The sequence below is a fragment of the Streptomyces sp. NPDC057253 genome (genome assembly GCF_042669125.1).
GTDB lineage: Bacteria > Actinomycetota > Actinomycetes > Streptomycetales > Streptomycetaceae > Streptomyces.
Genome location: NZ_JBHUXV010000111.1, coordinates 14,622 through 32,097 on the forward strand (window position 1 = coordinate 14,622; position 17,476 = coordinate 32,097).

12 protein-coding genes are annotated in these 17,476 nt (G+C 72.9%); 9 read left to right on the forward strand and 3 right to left on the reverse strand.

Annotated elements, in window-relative coordinates; genetic code table 11:
- Positions 1-60: 60 nt before the first annotated feature.
- From ACFULQ_RS38745 to sucD, 6 genes are all read left to right on the forward strand, one after another.
- Positions 61-2,643, forward strand: coding sequence for a DUF5682 family protein (locus tag ACFULQ_RS38745; protein WP_383553520.1), 2,583 nt, complete (start codon positions 61-63; stop codon positions 2,641-2,643).
- Positions 2,644-2,812: 169 nt separating this feature from the next.
- Positions 2,813-3,997 carry a VWA domain-containing protein gene (locus ACFULQ_RS38750; protein ID WP_383553490.1) on the forward strand — a complete coding sequence of 395 codons (1,185 nt, stop codon included), beginning with the start codon at positions 2,813-2,815 and terminating at the stop codon, positions 3,995-3,997.
- Positions 3,998-4,213: 216 nt separating this feature from the next.
- On the forward strand, positions 4,214-5,152 hold the full coding sequence (locus ACFULQ_RS38755) for a hypothetical protein (protein ID WP_383553492.1): 939 nt from the start codon (positions 4,214-4,216) through the stop codon (positions 5,150-5,152).
- Positions 5,153-5,313: 161 nt separating this feature from the next.
- Entirely contained in the window at positions 5,314-6,651 is a 1,338-nt protein-coding gene (locus ACFULQ_RS38760; protein WP_383553495.1) for a hypothetical protein, read from the forward strand.
- A gap of 446 nt (positions 6,652-7,097) precedes the next feature.
- Positions 7,098-8,276, forward strand: coding sequence for an ADP-forming succinate--CoA ligase subunit beta (gene sucC, locus ACFULQ_RS38765; protein ID WP_383553498.1), 1,179 nt, complete (start codon positions 7,098-7,100; stop codon positions 8,274-8,276).
- A 21-nt stretch (positions 8,277-8,297) separates the two neighbouring features.
- Positions 8,298-9,182: a succinate--CoA ligase subunit alpha gene (gene sucD / locus ACFULQ_RS38770; protein ID WP_031047423.1), complete on the forward strand. Its 885-nt coding sequence runs from the start codon at positions 8,298-8,300 to the stop codon at positions 9,180-9,182.
- A 195-nt stretch (positions 9,183-9,377) separates the two neighbouring features.
- Here sucD and ACFULQ_RS38775 read toward each other — a convergent pair whose 3' ends face one another.
- Positions 9,378-10,265, reverse strand: a complete 888-nt coding sequence (locus tag ACFULQ_RS38775) for a sigma factor-like helix-turn-helix DNA-binding protein (RefSeq protein WP_383553501.1) — start codon at positions 10,263-10,265, stop codon at positions 9,378-9,380.
- Positions 10,266-10,334: 69 nt separating this feature from the next.
- Here ACFULQ_RS38775 and ACFULQ_RS38780 point away from each other — a divergent pair, with 69 nt between their 5' ends.
- Entirely contained in the window at positions 10,335-12,305 is a 1,971-nt protein-coding gene (locus ACFULQ_RS38780) for a DUF6350 family protein (protein ID WP_383553504.1), read from the forward strand.
- 2 nt (positions 12,306-12,307) lie between these two features.
- Here ACFULQ_RS38780 and ACFULQ_RS38785 read toward each other — a convergent pair whose 3' ends face one another.
- Entirely contained in the window at positions 12,308-13,147 is an 840-nt protein-coding gene (locus ACFULQ_RS38785) for a hypothetical protein (protein ID WP_383553507.1), read from the reverse strand.
- Positions 13,148-13,430: 283 nt separating this feature from the next.
- On the opposite strand from ACFULQ_RS38785, the gene purN reads away from it, so the two are divergent.
- Together purN and purH are read left to right on the forward strand one after the other, a co-directional pair.
- On the forward strand, positions 13,431-14,078 hold the full coding sequence (gene purN / locus ACFULQ_RS38790) for a phosphoribosylglycinamide formyltransferase (protein WP_383553510.1): 648 nt from the start codon (positions 13,431-13,433) through the stop codon (positions 14,076-14,078).
- Positions 14,075-15,637, forward strand: a complete 1,563-nt coding sequence (gene purH, locus ACFULQ_RS38795; protein WP_383553512.1) for a bifunctional phosphoribosylaminoimidazolecarboxamide formyltransferase/IMP cyclohydrolase — start codon at positions 14,075-14,077, stop codon at positions 15,635-15,637. Before purN ends, purH begins: the two co-directional genes overlap by 4 nt.
- Before the next feature lie 28 nt (positions 15,638-15,665).
- Here purH and ACFULQ_RS38800 read toward each other — a convergent pair whose 3' ends face one another.
- On the reverse strand, positions 15,666-17,327 hold the full coding sequence (locus ACFULQ_RS38800) for a protein kinase (protein WP_383553515.1): 1,662 nt from the start codon (positions 17,325-17,327) through the stop codon (positions 15,666-15,668).
- Positions 17,328-17,476 lie beyond the last annotated feature (149 nt).

The window sequence follows — 17,476 nt, forward strand, 5'->3', positions numbered from 1 at the left end:
GGTCAGGGTGCGCACCGCGGCCAAGGTGGGCGTCGGAGTCGGGAGGTGGGTTCAGGGGTGTTGTTGCTCGGGGTGCGGCATCACGGGCCGGGGTCGGCTCGGGCCGTGCGGGCGGCGTTGGATGCGGCGCTGCCCCGGGTGGTGCTGATCGAGGGGCCGCCCGAGGCCGACGCGCTGATCCCGCTGGCCGCCGAGGAGGACATGCGGCCGCCGGTCGCCTTGCTCGCCCATGCCGTGGACGAGCCCGGCCGTTCGGCGTTCTGGCCGCTCGCCGAGTTCTCCCCGGAGTGGGTGGCGATCCGCTGGGCGCTGGAACACGACGTCCCAGCCCGCTTCATCGACCTGCCCGCCACGCACACGCTGGCCTGGGGGAGGGACGAGGGGGAGCAGGGCCCGGCCGACGGAGGACCGGACGGCCCCGCCGGCGGGGTGCCGGGTACACCGGGGTCCGAGGCAGCGGGGCCGGGCGGTGCGGATGCCGCTCGCGGCGGCGAGGGCACCGGTCCCGGCGACGAGGCCACCGGTCCGGGCTATGAGGGCAGCGGTCCGGGCGATGAGGCCGTGCCTCATGACGCCGTTCGGGTCGACCCGCTCGGTGTGCTCGCCGAGGCCGCCGGTTACGACGATCCCGAGCGGTGGTGGGAGGACGTCGTCGAGCATCGGGGCGCGGGGCGGGGGGACGTGTTCGAGCCGTTCACCGTGCTGGAAGAGGCGATGGGGGTGCTCCGGGAGACGTACGGGACCGGGGGACATGACCGGGACCTCGTGCGGGAGGCGTACATGCGGCTCCAGCTGCGGACGGCGCAGCGGGAGTTCGGGGACGACGTGGCCGTGGTGTGCGGGGCCTGGCATGTGCCCGCACTGCGGAGCAGGAGCACGGTCGCCGCCGACAAGGCGCTTCTGAAAGGGCTCCCGAAGGTCAAGGCGGACCTGACGTGGGTGCCGTGGACGCATCGCAGGCTGTCGCGGCACAGCGGCTACGGCGCGGGGATCGACTCGCCGGGCTGGTACGGGCACCTGTTCGCCGCGCCGGACCGTCCCGTCGAGCGATGGCTGACCAAGGTGGCCGGACTCCTGCGGGACGAGGACCGGATCGTGTCGTCGGCACACGTCATCGAGGCGGTACGGCTGGCCCGGACGCTCGCGGCGATGCGCGGCCGCCCGCTGCCCGGACTGAGCGAGACGACCGACGCGGTGCGGGCGGTGATGTGCGAGGGCTCGGACGTGCCGCTGGCGCTCGTGCACGACCGGCTGGTGGTCGGGGACGTGCTGGGGGAGGTGCCGCAGGCGGCGCCCGCGGTGCCCTTGCAGCGTGACCTGGACCGGATCCAGCGGCGGTTGCGGCTCAAGCCGGAGGCGCTGGAGCGGGAGTTGGAGCTCGACCTGCGCAAGGAGAACGACGCCGAGCGCAGCAGGCTGTTGCACCGGCTGCGGCTGCTGGGCGTGGCCTGGGGTGAGCCGACGGTCTCGCGGGGGAGTACGGGCACCTTCCGGGAGACGTGGCGGCTGCGGTGGGAGCCGGAGTTGGCCGTGCGGGTCGCCGAGGCGGGGGTGTGGGGCACGACCGTGCTCGCCGCCGCCACGGCCAGGGCGGAGGCCGACGCCGTCTCCGCGTCCGGGCTCGCCGACGTCACCGCGCTCGCCGAGCGCTGTCTGCTGGCCGACCTCCCGGACGCGCTGCCCACGGTGATGCAGATCCTCGCCGACCGCGCCGCGCTGGACGCGGACGTCGGTCACCTCGCCCAGGCTCTGCCGGCCCTTGTCCGCTCCCTCCGCTACGGCGATGTGCGCGGCACCGGCACCGGGGCCCTGGCGGAGGTGGCCGCGGGTCTCGCCGAGCGGGTCTTCGTCGGCCTGCCGCCGGCCTGCGCCGCGCTCGACGCGGAGGCGGCCGAGGAGATGCGGCGCCATGTGGACGCGGTGCATGGAGCGGTGGGCCTGCTGGGGGAAGTGACGGACCCGGAGCGGGACGTCGAGGCTGGTGCGCCTTCCGTGGGGGTACCGGTCGTCCCGGAGGAGGGCTCGCCGGCGCCGGCTCAGCGAGGGCTGCGGGGGCGGTGGCTGGGCGTGCTCAAGGTGCTCGGTCGGCGCGACACCGTGCCCGGTGTCATCCGGGGGCGGACCGTGCGGCTGCTGCTGGACGACGGGGAGTTGGCGCAGGACGAGGTGGCGCGGCTCATGGGTCTCGTGCTGTCGCCGGGGACACCGCCGGGGGACGCGGCCGCGTGGATCGAGGGGTTCGTCGGGGGCGGGTCCGGCGGCGGGATGCTCCTGGTGCACGACGAGCGGCTGCTCGGACTGGTCGACGCCTGGCTGACCGGGGTGTCGGCGGAGGCGTTCACCGATGTGCTGCCTCTGCTGCGGCGCACGTTCTCGGCGTATGAGCCCGGAGTGCGCAGGACGCTGGGCGAGTTGGTCCGGCGGGGGCCGGGGCAGCGGGGGAGTACGGCGGGAGCGGGTTCCGGGATACCGGGGTTCGGGGCAGACCTCGACGGGGAGCGGGCGGACGCGGTGCTGCCGGTGGTGCGGCTGCTGCTCGGCCTGGACGACGACAGCGACGACAGCGACGACAGGGACAGCGACGGCAGCGACGGCGGCTTGACGAGCGTCGACGACAACGACCTTGCGGGGGTGGCGGGATGATGACCGAGGTGACGCGGACGGTGAGGAGTGAGGGCGACGTGATGGGCGCCGCCGGAGAAGGACGCGGAGGCGTATCCGCAGGCGGGAGCGGGCCTCGCACCAGGCACGGCTCGTCGACGACCGTGACCGTGGTCCCACTCTGGGACCGTTTCCGGACGGGGGTCCAGGGATGACGACCGAGCCGAACGGACAGCCGAGCGACTCCGCCCCGGTCGACGAGCGGCTGCGGCGGTGGCGGCTGGTGCTCGGTGGGGAGGCGGCTGAGGGGACCGGGTGTGTGCTCGGTGGGCGGGACGCGGCCATGGACGGGGCGTTGGCCGCGCTCTATGGCAGGGGGGACGGGAAGGGGCAGACCGGGAAGGAGCGTTCGGCGGGGCTCGGGGCGTCGGCGCCGTCCGTGGCGCGGTGGCTGGGGGACATCCGGACGTATTTCCCTTCCTCCGTCGTGCAGGTCATGCAGCGGGACGCGATCGACCGGCTGGGGCTCTCCGCCCTGCTGCTGGAGCCGGAGATGCTGGAGGCGGTGGAGGCCGACGTGCACCTCGTCGGCACGCTGCTGTCGCTCAACAAGGCGATGCCGGAGACGACGAGGGAGACGGCAAGGGCCGTGGTGCGCAAGGTCGTCGAGGATCTGGAGAAGCGGCTCGCCACCCGTACCCGCGCCACGCTCACCGGCGCCCTCGACCGCAGCGCGCGGATCAACCGGCCGCGCCACCACGACATCGACTGGAACCGCACGATCTCGGCCAACCTCAAGCACTATCTGCCGGAGTACCGGACGATCGTGCCGGAGCGGCTGGTCGGGTACGGACGGGCCTCGCGGTCGGTGAAGAAGGAGGTCGTGCTGTGCATCGACCAGTCGGGGTCGATGGCCGCGTCCGTCGTCTACGCGTCGGTGTTCGGCGCGGTGCTGGCGTCGATGCGGTCGATCGACACCCGGCTCGTGGTGTTCGACACGGCGGTGGTCGACCTCACCGACCAGCTCGACGACCCGGTGGACGTGCTGTTCGGTACCCAGCTCGGCGGTGGCACGGACATCAACCGGGCGCTGGCGTACTGCCAGTCGCAGATCACCCGGCCCGCGGAGACGGTGGTGGTGCTGATCAGTGACCTCTACGAGGGTGGCATCCGCGACGAGATGCTCAAGCGGGTCGCGGCGATGAAGGCGTCGGGGGTGCAGTTCGTGGCGCTGCTCGCGCTGTCCGACGAGGGGGCGCCGGCCTATGACCGGGAGCACGCGGCCGCGCTCGCCGCGCTGGGCGCACCGGCGTTCGCCTGTACGCCCGACCTGTTCCCGGAGGTGATGGCGGCGGCCATCGAGAAGCGGCCGATTCCGATACCGGACACGGTCTGAACCCGGGCCGCGCTTTGGTGATTTGTCGACCCAGTGAGCTGCGGCTTCGAGCAGCAAAAGGGACATGACTACGCATCGGTAACAGGGGGCTTGCGCAACCTCGGGCGCCCCGTGCAAGGATCGGTCTCTCCACAGTCTTCACCCTTCCCCTCCGTTTGCGTTCCCGTTTCCCTGCGGTTTCGCCTCGTTCCGTCCCACGGAAGGTCTCGCTCCCTCTTGACCTGGTCAGCAGCGTTTCCCGGTGTCGCTCTGCGCGTGCTGCGCGGGGCGTTCGGGCGGCGTGCGCTGCAAGTGGGGCTGCTGGTGGGCGGGTTGTTCCTGCTGGGCTTCCTCTGCGGGGAGCAGGCGCAGGCGGCGGACGGTGTCGGGGTGTTGCCGGTCAAGGCACCCGTGCACCTGGTGAAACCGCCGACCGAGCCGAGCGCCACCGAGTCGAAAGCCCGGGACGCAGGCACGGAAACGGCTGCGGATAGGGACACGCACACGGCCCCGGCCCCGGCTACGAATCCGGTGACCGCCGGTGTCGTGGCGGCCGTGAGTGACCGGGTCGTGCGGCCGGTCGGTGATCTGGTCGGGACGGTGACCTCGGGACTGACCGAGACGGTCGGGATACCTCCGGTGCAGGACCTGCCGGAGGTACCGACGCTGCCGTCGTTCCCGGAGTCCCCGTCGTGGCCGACCATCCCCCCGGCGCCGAGTCTTCCGTCGGTGCCGGGCCTGCCCGGGGTGCCGGTGCAGACCCTGCCCGCGCCCGCGCCGGTCACCTCGGCGCCGCAGCCCGAGCCGGGCGATCACGCGGCGGCGAAGCCGGCCGGTGACGAGGGCTCCACCAGCGGCGGGGCCGCGTACGGGCCGTTGTACGCCGGTCGCGGCACCGCCACCGAGGCCGCCGTCCTCGGTTCCGCGCACCGCGCCTCCGCGCACCGCACCGCCTCCACCGTGCACGTGCCCGCGCACCGGGCGCCCGCCGACAACCAGGGCGGTGCCCTGGCCAACAAGTCGGCGGTGGACAACGGCTCGTCGCGGCACGGCGACGCACATGCCGTCACCCTCAACCACCGGGCGCCGCTGTGGCTCGTGCCCGGCGCCGCCGCGGGCGTAGACGCGGCCGGGACCCGGGACAGGCACCGGGACATCCCCGTCTTCCCCGGCTAGGGCAGGCCTCCCCCGCCGCTGAATTGCGGGCGGCGCGGAACAGGTCTGCCCCAGCCGTTCGGACACCTCTCCGACTCCGGACGGATCCCCCTGGAGCCCTCTGGCTCCGGATGTCCCCATGCCTCTCGCAGGCTCCCAAGATCCAGGGATCTGACGCACTCATGAACAAGAACATCCGCCGTTCCCTCGTCATAGCCGCCGGAGTCACCGGCGCGTGGGCACTCGGCTCCGCCGTGGCCAGCGCGGACGAGCTCCCGGCCACCTCGCTGTCCACGTCGGACACGGCGACGGACACGTCCACCACCGTGGCGGACACGGTCGACGGCGTCGCCTCCGCCGGCACGGACACGGTCGCCCGAGCCCCGCAGGTGTCCCAGGACGCCAAGGCCGAGACGCCCGAGGTCAAGGCGCCCAAGGCCAACGCGCCCAAGGCCAACCCGCCCAAGACCAACGCGTCCAAGGTGAAGGGCGCCGCCGCGATCCAGGGCGCCAAGGCGGCCCGCGCCGCGAAGGCCGCAGCCGCAGAAGCCGCGGTCACACCCCAGCAGGACATCGACTACCTCTTCGGCCCCCTCTCCGACTTCGCCCCCGAACTGCTGCAAGCCCCGACGAAGGCGCAGCACACCGTCACGACCACGACCGGCACCACGGTGACCGACACGAAGGGCACCGCCACCGCCGTAGTGGACGAGACCGCCCCCGCCGTCGTCCCGCCCGTCGTCGCCTCCGCCGTGGACGGAGTGCTCCCTGTCACCGGGCGGACGGTCGGCGCGGTGACCCCCGTGGTCACCAGCACCGTCGCCGCCACCGGCGCCATCGCCACCGGCACGGTCGCCGGTGTCTCCCCGGTCGTCGACGGAGTCCTCACCGACGTGCCGCCCTACGCCACCGGCCTCGTCGGCCAGGTCGCCCATGACACCACCGATGCCGTGCTGCCCCCGGTCGTGCACACCGCCGTGCGCGGTGTGGTGCCGGTCGCCGAGCAGGCCGTGGCCGACACGACGACCCTGGCCCACGGCGTCGCGCAGGACGTCCAGCCCTTCGCGACCGGAACCGTCGGCGACGTCCCGCCGCTGGCGTACGGCGTCACCGGGCACACCACCGACCTGGCGTACGGCGTCACCGGCGAGGTCCCGGCCTTCGCGCAGGGCGTCACCGGGGCCGTGCGGCCCGCCGTGGACACCGTGACCGGCGTCGTCCAGCCCGTCCTCGACACCGTCGGCCGGACGGTGCCGCCGGTCGTCGGCAGTGCCACGACGCTCGCGTACGGCGTCACCGGCGAGGTCACCCCCTTCGCGTACGGCGTCGTGGGCGAGGCCGCCCCCGTCGCCGGGCAGGTCGGCCTCTTCGCCGGAGAGCTGACCGGGACCGTCCAGGACGCCGCCGTACCGCTCACCGGGCACGCCGTCACCGGCGTCCAGCACGCGGCCGACTCCCTCACCCCGGGCTACGTACAGGACGTCACGGGCGACGCGCAGAACCTCCCGTACCGCGTCTGACCCCCAAGAGAACCGCGCCCACGCGCGGTGACCCGATCGACTCCGCGCGGTGACGGGCCACGGACGGCCGAAAGCCATCGGTCAGTCCGTCCGAAGCCGTTCGGACGGGGCGGACAGGTCCCCATTGGGGTGGGGATCAGCTGCTCCGGGCCCTTCGGGGCTGTGCAAGGGGCCTCACCGGGCCAACCCCACCCCGGTGAGGCCCTGCACCAGCGGCACGCCGTGCCAGTGAGTGCGGCATCATGTGACAGGTATCACCGCTCAGGTGTGACCCTCGATTTAGAGCCGCTCCGCAAGCGGCGATAACCTGCGAGACGGACATGCCGCGCGCTCGGACACCGTGTGCGCCTCCCTTGTGACACAGACAGCGGTCGGACGTCACGTTGCCCTCGCGGCACGCCCACGCAGACAACGAACCGCGAGATCACTGATAGGGACGGAAGCGCGTGGACCTGTTCGAGTACCAGGCGAGGGACCTCTTCGCCAAGCACGATGTACCGGTGCTGGCCGGTGAAGTCATCGACACGCCTGAGGCGGCCCGCGCAGCCACCGAGCGCCTCGGTGGCAAGTCCGTCGTCAAGGCTCAGGTGAAGGTCGGCGGCCGCGGCAAGGCCGGTGGCGTCAAGCTCGCCGCCTCCGCCGACGAGGCCGTGGAGCACGCCACCAACATCCTCGGCATGGACATCAAGGGCCACACGGTCCACAAGGTGATGATCGCCGAGACGGCCCCGGAGATCGTGGAGGAGTACTACGTCTCCTTCCTCCTGGACCGTGCCAACCGCACCTTCCTCTCCATCGCGTCCGTCGAGGGCGGCATGGAGATCGAGGAGGTGGCGGAGACCCGCCCCGAGGCCGTCGCCAAGACGCCGATCGACGCCAATGTCGGCGTGACCCCCGAGGTCGCCCGCCAGATCGTCGAGGCCGCGAACTTCCCGGCCGAGGTGGCCGACAAGGTCGCGAACGTCCTGGTCACCCTGTGGAAGACCTTCGTCGAGGAGGACGCCCTCCTGGTCGAGGTCAACCCGCTGGCCAAGGTCGCCTCGGGTGACGTCATCGCCCTGGACGGCAAGGTCTCCCTGGACGAGAACGCCGAGTTCCGTCAGCCGGAGCACGAGGCCCTCCAGGACAAGGACTCCGCGAATCCGCTGGAGGCCGCCGCCAAGGCCAAGAACCTCAACTACGTCAAGCTCGACGGCGAGGTCGGCATCATCGGCAACGGCGCGGGTCTCGTCATGAGCACCCTGGACGTCGTCGCGTACGCCGGTGAGGCGCACGGTGGCGTCAAGCCCGCCAACTTCCTCGACATCGGCGGTGGCGCCTCCGCCGCCGTCATGGCGAACGGCCTGGAGATCATCCTCGGCGACCCGGACGTCAAGTCCGTGTTCGTCAACGTCTTCGGCGGCATCACCGCGTGCGACGAGGTCGCCAACGGCATCGTGCAGGCGCTCCAGCTGCTCGCGGACAAGGGCGAAGAGGTCACCAAGCCCCTCGTCGTCCGCCTCGACGGCAACAACGCCGAGCTGGGTCGCAAGATCCTCTCCGACGCCAACCACCCGCTGGTCCAGCGCGTGGACACCATGGACGGCGCGGCCGACAAGGCCGCCGAGCTCGCGGCTGCGAAGTAAGGGAAGAGGGACAGACAAGCCATGGCTATCTTCCTCGACAAGGACTCCAAGGTCATCGTCCAGGGCATGACCGGTGCCACGGGCATGAAGCACACCAAGCTCATGCTGGCCGACGGCACCAACATCGTCGGTGGCGTGAACCCCCGCAAGGCGGGCACGTCGGTCGACATCGACGGCAACGAGATCCCGGTCTTCGGCACGGTCGCCGAGGCGATCGAGAAGACGGGCGCGAACGTGTCCGTCCTCTTCGTACCGCCGGCCTTCGCCAAGGCCGCCGTGGTCGAGGCCATCGACGCCGAGATCCCCCTCGCGGTCGTCATCACCGAGGGCATCGCGGTCCACGACTCGGCCGCGTTCTACGCGTACGCCGTGTCCCAGGGCAACAAGACCCGGATCATCGGCCCGAACTGCCCCGGTCTCATCACCCCGGGCCAGTCGAACGCCGGCATCATCCCGGGCGACATCACCAAGCCGGGCCGTATCGGCCTGGTCTCGAAGTCCGGCACGCTGACGTACCAGATGATGTACGAGCTCCGTGACATCGGCTTCTCCTCCGCCGTCGGCATCGGTGGCGACCCGGTCATCGGCACCACGCACATCGACGCGCTCGCCGCGTTCGAGGCCGACCCCGACACCGACCTGATCGTGATGATCGGTGAGATCGGCGGCGACGCCGAGGAGCGCGCGGCCGCGTTCATCAAGGAGAACGTGACCAAGCCGGTCGTCGGCTACGTCGCGGGCTTCACCGCGCCCGAGGGCAAGACCATGGGCCACGCCGGCGCCATCGTCTCCGGTTCCTCCGGCACGGCCGCCGCGAAGAAGGAGGCCCTCGAGGCCGCGGGCGTCAAGGTCGGCAAGACGCCGACGGAGACGGCGAAGCTGGCGCGGGAGATCCTCGCCGGTTGAGCGGAATCCAGCTGAACGTGGATGGGCTCGCTCCGTGGGTTGGGGCGGGCCCATCGGCGCGTTACGGGGTGCCGGGTCGGGTTGTCGGGCGGCTGCGGGTGCGTCGTGGTTGCTCGCGCAGTTCCCCGCGCCCCCAAAAACTCGGTCCACTGAAGCTCTTTTAGGGGACCAGCCCCCACCGGCCCGCAGTCGGCCCTAACGAGCAAGTGGCACCACCTTCTCCGGGCCGTTCCCCCAAGACGAGCGCAGCTTCCTCCGCAACGCCACCTCCGCGTCCGACAACGCCCCCTGCCCCACCCGCGCCGGCACCCCCTGGATCTCCGCTCCCGGCGCCACCGGCGGCTCGTAGTGCGTCGGTGCCGTCCGTACCGTGAGGGCCGTCGTGCCGATCAGTGCCACCGTGAACGCGATCGCCGCCCGCGTCCAGAACCGGGCCCGACGCTCGCTGCCGCTGCGCACGGCAGGCGGCTGCGGCGCACGGAGCCGCTCGTGGGAGGCCAGCGAGACCAGGCGGTCGTGCAGGGCGGCCGGGTCGGACAGGTCGGGAAGCCGGGCCGCGATCGCCGCGCGCGCGTTCAGCAGCCGGTTCGCGGTCGTCGGCGTGCTCGCCTCCGTCTCCGCCGCCGTCTCCGGAAGGTCGAGGCCGAGGCCGTCGTACAGCAGGAGGGAGCGTCGTTGCGACGGCGGGAGGTTCAGGAGTACGGCCATCAGCGCGCGGTCGGACGGGTCGGCGGCCGGTGGCTCGGGGTGCCGGTAGCGGGGGCGGAACCGGTGCCAGGGGGAGAGGGCGTACTCGTACGTCACGGCCCGCACCCAGCCCGCCGGGTCCCGGTCCACCGCGACCTCGGGCCAGCGCTGCCAGGCGAGGTGGAAGGCCCGCTCGACCGACTCGCGGGCGAGTTCGCGCCGGCCGGTGAGCAGATAGGCCTGCCGGACGAGCGCGGGGGCGCAGAACGCGTACAGCGCGTCGAAGGCCTGAGCGGGGGTCAGGGAGGCGGGCGCGGGCGCCGGTTCGGGCTGCGTCTCCCCGGGCTGCGCCGACAGTTCCGCCGTCACAGGACTCCCTTTCGTACGAAAAAGCACATAGTCGTATATTGAGCGACACTTCGGAGGTTTGGCTGTTACGGCGTAAAAGCGCGTGTCGTTGGGAGCATGGCGGGCGTGATCGAGATGACCGCTCGCCGTACGCCGTTGTCGCCCCTGCTCACCCGGTTGCGCGACCGGACGCCCGGCCTGGCCGCCAGCCTCCTGGGTGGCGCGGTGGCCGCCGGCCTCGGGCTCGGTTCGTTCGCCGTGCTGGTGATGGTGATGTGGATCAGCTCGCCGTATCCCGACAGCGGTCCCGGCGGGGCGCTGCACGTGGCCGCGGCACTGTGGCTGCTGGCCCACGGCGCCGAACTGGTCCGGACGGACACGCTCTCCGGCGTGCCGGCCCCGGTCGGCGTCACCCCGCTGCTGCTGCTCGCGCTGCCGTTGTGGCTGGTGCACCGGGCCGCGCGGGACGTGGCCTCGGGGGACGAGGCGCCGCCGCCGGCGTCCGGGCGGACCGCGTGGACAGGGGTCGTGCTCGGGTACCTCGCCGTCGGCGCGGCCGCCGCGCTGTACGCGTCCGGCGGAGTGCTGCGGCCCTCCTGGCCGTGGATCTGCGGGTGCCTGCCGGTCGTCGCCATGAGTGCGGCCGGGGCGGGGGTGTGGACGGCGTACGGCCGCCCCGCCGACGCGCTGGACGGCGTGCTGGTGCTGCTGCCCGCGGGGCTGCGGCGACTGGTGCTCGGCGTGGACGCGCGGGCACGGCTCGCCGTCGCGGCCCGGGCCGCGGGGGCCGGGGTCGCCGTGCTCGTCGGGGGCGGGGCGGCGCTGCTGGGGGTGTCGCTTGTGGTGCACGGAGAGGCCACCCGAGGGTCGTTCCTCCAGCTGACGGAGGGGTGGTCGGGGCGGTTCGCCGTCCTGCTGCTCTGTCTGGCGCTGGTGCCCAACGCGGCGGTGTGGGCGGTCGGGTACGCCACCGGACCCGGCTTCGTGCTGGGCGCCGGGCACGTGGTGGCGCCCCTGTCCTCGGATCCCGCCCCACTGCTGCCGCCGTTCCCGCTGCTCGCGGCGGTGCCGGAGGCGGGGCCCGTGGAGCCGGTGCACTGGGCGGTGGCGGGGGTGCCGGTGGTGGCCGGAATGGTGGTGGGCTGGTTCGTGGGGCGGGCCGCCGGCCCGGAGTGGTCGCGGGGGCGGACCGCGGGCGCGGTGTGCTGGGCCGCGGTGCTGTGCGCGGGCGCGGTCGCCGGGCTCGCCGCGCTGGCCGGCGGGCCGCTGGGGGTGGGGGCGCTGGCGCGGTTCGGCCCGGTGTGGTGGCAGGTGGGCGGGGCGGTGGCGGTGTGGATCGCGGGTGTCGGTGTGCCGGTGGGGTTGGGGGTACGGGGCTGGCGGGGACGCACGCGGGGCGGAGCGCGGGCGAGGCTGCGGGGTCTGTTCGCCTGGCGGAAGCCGGCGGGCGGGGCCGGGGCGGCTCCTGGTGCCACGCCGGGTCTGTTCGCCTCACGGAAGGCGGCGGACGGGAACGGCACAGCCCTTGGTGCCACCCCGGGTCTGTTCGCCTGGCGGAAGCCGGCGGACGGGGCCGGGACGGCTCCTGGTGCCACGCCGGGTCTGTTCGCCTCGCGCAAGTCGGCGGACGGGACCGGGACAGCCCCTGGTGCCACCCCGGATCTGTTCGCCTCGCGCAAGCCGGTGGACGGCACCCGGACGGTTCCTGCTGCCGCGCCTGAGGCCGCCCCGGTGAAGCCGAGCGGCACCCAGGACGCCCCCTTCGGCCAGGACCGCATCCAGGGCCGCCCCGACCGGGAGGACGTCCACGCCCGGGACGACGACACCCATGTCCCTGACAGCCGCCAGGACGACGCCTATGTCCCCTTCGGCCAGGCCGACACCTACGCCCCCGACGACCAGGACGACACCTACGAGCCCTACGACGTACTCCCCGTCGAGCCCTCGGTGAGCCTCTTCCCCGAGCCGACCCCCTGGTACGAGGACGCGTCACGTGAGTCCCGCTGGGCGGCGCTCAAGGACGCCTCCGCGCCCCCAGAGGAGCCCGGGGAGTCCGGGGAGTCCGGGGAGTCCGGACCCGGCGTCTGACCTCAGCTGTTGACGCCCAGCAGGCCCCGGAACTCCTTCGGGAGCAGGTCCGAGCAGGACTGCTGGGCCTGGTTGGTGAGGGCGTCGTTGACGCAGGTGTAGTAGTCGTCGTAGACCAGCCGCGCGGTGAAGCTCAGCGCCACGAAGGCGATGGCCAGGGAGGCGGTGACCAGGCCGGTCACCGCGGCCGTGGTCTGCGGGCGGGCGGACTGGGGCGGGGTGGGGGTGTTCGGGTCCGGGGTGCGGGGCTTGGCGCGCAGGGCGCTGCCGCCCCAGTACATGGCGAGGGCGCCCAGCAGCAGGCCCACCGGCTGCCAGCCGAAGAGGACGAAGAAGAAGGCCCACATCCCGGACAGCAGGGCGTAGCGGGCGCGGCGCTGGGCCGGGTCCGTCGGGTCCCAGCGCATGCCGGGGCCGCTGCTGTTCTGGCTCTCCTGGCCACCGCCGGGGTTCACGCCCGGGCGATCCCCGAAGCCGCCGTCGGAGCGGCCCGGCTGGCGGTCGCTCCACTGGCTGCCCCACGGGGTGTAGCCGCCGCTGCCGCCGCCCTGCCCGTCCTCGGAATCCTTCGAGCCCTCGGGGCGGCGGGGCTGCCACGGGCGGTCCGGAGTGCCCTCCGGCGGCGGCGCGAAGGGGTTGTCCTCCTCGGCCGTACCGCCCTGTCCCTCGCCGTTCCTGCCGGAGGAGCTCTTGCCGGGGGAGTTCTTGTCGGCGGAGTTCTTGTCGGAGGAAGGGGCGTCCGGCGGTGAGGCGGGCTGCTCCCGCAGCAGCATGCCGCTGCGCTCCCCTCCCTGCACCGACTGCGGGGGGAGCGTGAGGAGTCGCAGGCTGCGGTCCGACATCAAGTGAGCGTCTTCCCCTTGGAGTCCGTCGAGTACGTGAAGCGTCCGGCGTGAGCCGTCACCCCGTGAACGCACCGCACACCACCTACGTTCCCGGACCGGCTCGTCCCAGACGCTACCTTCCGGCCACGCCCCCGTCCCACGGGGGCCGTCCGGTGTGCCGGTATCGTTGCTGACGGTCGGCCGCTTCGTAGGCTTCCCCGTATCCCCGGGCCCGAAGCATTCGTACGAAAGTACAAAGCGTCGGCCGCGAGAAGAGCCTCCATCGAGAAAGGGCCCCGCCGTGGCCGCCAAGCCCGTGGCCGAGCAGGCCAGGCCGGTCAAGCGCCTGGTCGTGCTGGTCTCCGGATCCGGTACGAACCTCCAGGCCCTGCTGGACGCCATCGAGGAGACCGGCGCGCAGGCCTACGGTGCCGAGATCGTGGCCGTCGGCGCCGACCGCGAGAACATCGAGGGGCTCGCCCGGGCCGAGCGGGCCGGGCTGCCGGTCTTCGTGTGCAGGGTCAAGGACCACGAGACCCGCGAGGAGTGGGACACCGCCCTCGCCGAGGCCGTCTCCGCCCATGAACCCGACCTCGTGGTGTCCGCCGGGTTCATGAAGATCGTGGGCAAGGAGTTCCTCGCGCGCTTCGGCGGGCGGTTCGTGAACACCCACCCCGCGCTGCTGCCCAGTTTTCCCGGCGCCCACGGCGTCCGTGACGCGCTCGCGTACGGAGCCAGGGTCACCGGCTGCACCGTCCACTTCGTCGACGACGGCGTCGACACCGGACCGATCATCGCCCAGGGCGTGGTGGAGATCCGGGACGAGGACGACGAGAGCGCTCTGCACGAGCGCATCAAGGAAGTCGAGCGAAGGCTGCTCGTCGAGGTCGTGGGGCGGCTCGCCCGCAACGGCTATCGCATTGAGGGACGAAAGGTAGTTATCCAGTGACCGCCGAGAACAAGCGGCCCCTTCGCCGGGCGCTCATCAGCGTCTACGACAAGACCGGCCTCGAAGACCTCGCGCGCGGCCTGCACGAGGCGGGCGTGGAGCTCGTCTCGACCGGGTCGACCGCCGGCCGTATCGCCGCCGCCGGCGTCCCCGTCACCAAGGTCGAGGAACTCACCGGCTTCCCCGAGTGCCTGGACGGCCGGGTCAAGACCCTGCACCCGCGCGTGCACGCCGGCATCCTCGCCGACCTGCGTCTGGACAGCCACCGCGAGCAGCTCGCGGAGCTCGGTGTCGAGCCGTTCGACCTCGTCGTCGTGAACCTCTACCCGTTCCGCGAGACCGTCGCCTCCGGTGCCTCCCCCGACGAGTGCGTCGAGCAGATCGACATCGGCGGCCCCTCCATGGTGCGCGCCGCCGCCAAGAACCACCCCTCGGTCGCCGTCGTCACCAGCCCCGAGCGGTACGCCGACGTCCTGGCCGCGGTCAAGGACGGCGGCTTCGACCTCGCCGCCCGCAAGCGGCTCGCCGCCGAGGCCTTCCGGCACACCGCCGAGTACGACATCGCGGTCTCCAGCTGGTTCGCGAGCGCCTACGCCCCCGCCGACGACTCGCAGTTCCCCGACTTCATCGCGGCCGCCCTGGAGCGCAAGAGCACCCTGCGCTACGGCGAGAACCCGCACCAGCCCGCCGCGCTCTACGTCGACGGCAGCGGCGTCGGTCTCGCCGAGGCCGAGCAGCTGCACGGCAAGGAGATGTCGTACAACAACTACACGGACACGGACGCCGCCCGCCGTGCCGCGTACGACCACGCCGAGCCGGCCGTCGCCATCATCAAGCACGCCAACCCCTGCGGGATCGCGGTCGGTTCGGACGTGGCCGAGGCGCACCGCAAGGCACACGCGTGTGACCCGCTGTCGGCGTTCGGCGGTGTGATCGCGGTCAACCGGCCGGTCTCCAAGGAGATGGCCGAGCAGGTCGCCGAGATCTTCACCGAGGTCATCGTCGCGCCCGACTACGAGGACGGCGCCCTCGAGGCCCTCGCCAAGAAGAAGAACATCCGCGTCCTGAAGGCCCCGGCCGCGCCCGCGCACCCCGCCGAGGTCAAGCCCATCGACGGCGGCGCGCTCCTCCAGGTCACCGACCGCCTCCAGGCCGAGGGGGACGACCCGGCGAACTGGACCCTGGCCGCCGGCGAGGCGCTGAGCGCGGACGAGCTCGCCGAACTCGCGTTCGCCTGGCGGGCCTGCCGGGCCGTCAAGTCCAACGCCATCCTGCTCGCCAAGGACGGCGCCTCGGTCGGCGTCGGCATGGGCCAGGTCAACCGGGTCGACTCCGCGAAGCTCGCCGTCGAGCGGGCCGGTGCCGAGCGCGCGCAGGGCTCCTACGCCGCCTCGGACGCCTTCTTCCCCTTCCCGGACGGCCTGGAGGTCCTCCTGGAGGCCGGCGTGAAGGCGGTCGTGCAGCCGGGCGGCTCGGTCCGTGACGAACTCGTCGTGGAGGCCGCGAAGAAGGCGGGCGTCACGATGTACTTCACCGGGACGCGGCACTTCTTCCACTGACACCTGCCGGTACGGCCGAGGGGCGGGGCTACGTGGAACTACGCAGCGCCGCCCACGTGTTGGGCCCCACCTGGCCGTCCACTTCCAGGCCCTTGGCGCTCTGGAACTGCTTGACGGCCGCCTGGGTGTCCCGGCCGAACTCGCCGTCCACGCCCGAAGAGCCCACGCTGTAGCCGCGCTTGGTGAGCATGCACTGCACCTGGACGACCCGCTGGCCCTTGTCGCCGTAGTCGGTGAGTTCGGTGCCCGAGTAGTAGGTGCAGCCGGATATCCAGGCGGGGGTGGCCGGGGGAGCGGCGGTCCTGGTGACCGTGGCGGTGGGGGTGGGGGCGGTGTTCCCGCCGGAACTCCCGCCCGTCGCGCCCCCGTCGGGGGAGGCGGTCGCGGTGGGGGTGGCGGTCGGCTCCTCGGTGGGGTCCTGCTGCTCCGCGCCCTTGTCCTTGTCGTCCTTCTTCTTCTCGTCCCTCTGCTTCTCCTTGGCGGAGGGCGAGGCGGAGGCGATGGGCGGGGCGGAGGTCGGTTTCGCGGAGGCGCTGACGCTCGTGGTGCCCGACGGGGCGGCCGCGGCCTGGGTGTCGGGGCGGGTGAGCAGGAAGGCGCCGACGGCCACGGCCGCGACGGCGATGCCCGCGACGCCGACCAGGAGGGGCCTCCTGCGACGGCCGTTCCCGGTGGCTGCCGGCACCTGCGTGAGCACGGGCTGGGTGGGGGTGCGGAAGTGACCGCCCCCGGGCAGGTCCGCAAGCACCGCGCACCCCTGCTGCCGCTCACGGAGCCGGGCGGCGAGCGGTTCTTGCCAGTGGGAGGCGCGGCCGTGTCCGGCGGCCCTGGCGGCGTCCGCCAGCTGCCCCGGGGTGGGGCGCCCGGCGGGGTCCTTGGCGAGGCAGGCGGTCAGCAGCGCGGCCAGGGCGGGGTCCGACTGCGCGAGTTCGGCCATGACCTCGGCGTCGGGGGCCTCGAAGGCGACCCGGTGCATGACGTCCACGCCGGTTCCGTCGCCGAAGGGGGCGTGGCCGGTGGCGGCGTAGACGAGGGTGCAGCCCAGCGAGAAGACGTCGGAGGCGGCGTCGCAGCGGCCCTCGCGCAGGTACTCGGGCGCCATGTAGGCGGCGGTGCCGACCCGGTTGCCGGTGGTGGTGATCGCGCTGCTGTCGGCCGCGCGGGAGATGCCGAAGTCGATGACGTGGGTGCCCCGCGGGGACAGGATCACGTTGGACGGCTTGAGGTCCCGGTGCACCACTCCGGCGGCGGTCAGCGCCGACAGGGCCTCGCCGAGTTCCGCCACCAGGCGCCACACCCCGGCCGGTTCCATCAGCCCGCACTCGCGCACGGCGTCGACGAGGGTGAGGCCGGGCAGGTACTCGGTCGCCATCCACAGCAGCGCGTCGTCGAACCCGGTGCCGAGCAGATGCGGTGCGCGCGGTGTGCGGACCCGCCCGTGCACGGCGGCCTCCCGCTCGAACCGCCGCCGGAAGTCCGGCCCTTCGGCGTACTCGGGCCGGATCACCTTCACGGCGGCGAGCCCCGCACTGCCGTCGGCGTGTCGGGCCAGGTAGACCCGGCCCATACCGCCGCTGCCGAGCAGCCCGAGCGGGGCGTACGGTCCGATGCGGGCGGGATCGGTGGGCAGCAGCGGGGCCGCGCCCACCTGCCGCAGGGCGGTGTCACCGGCCGTCGGTGTGTCTGTCACGGTCTTCCCCGACCTGCCTCTTCGATCACAACGTGCTCTCTGGTCACGCCAGTTGACTGACGAGAGGCTATCGCCCCGCCGCCGGGGAGCGCCGGGATACGCAGGGAACGCGGCCCGCAACGCCCCGGGGCCGTGTCACGGTGTGACAC

Bases quoted from the DNA above. Each gene is read 5' to 3' on its own strand.
- ACFULQ_RS38785 (WP_383553507.1), bottom strand. From the start codon at position 13,147: ATGTCGGACCGCAGCCTGCGACTCCTCACGCTCCCCCCGCAGTCGGTG.
- ACFULQ_RS38750 (WP_383553490.1), top strand. From the start codon at position 2,813: ATGACGACCGAGCCGAACGGACAGCCGAGCGACTCCGCCCCGGTCGAC.
- ACFULQ_RS38780 (WP_383553504.1), top strand. From the start codon at position 10,335: ATGGCGGGCGTGATCGAGATGACCGCTCGCCGTACGCCGTTGTCGCCC.
- ACFULQ_RS38760 (WP_383553495.1), top strand. From the start codon at position 5,314: ATGAACAAGAACATCCGCCGTTCCCTCGTCATAGCCGCCGGAGTCACC.
- sucD (WP_031047423.1), top strand. From the start codon at position 8,298: ATGGCTATCTTCCTCGACAAGGACTCCAAGGTCATCGTCCAGGGCATG.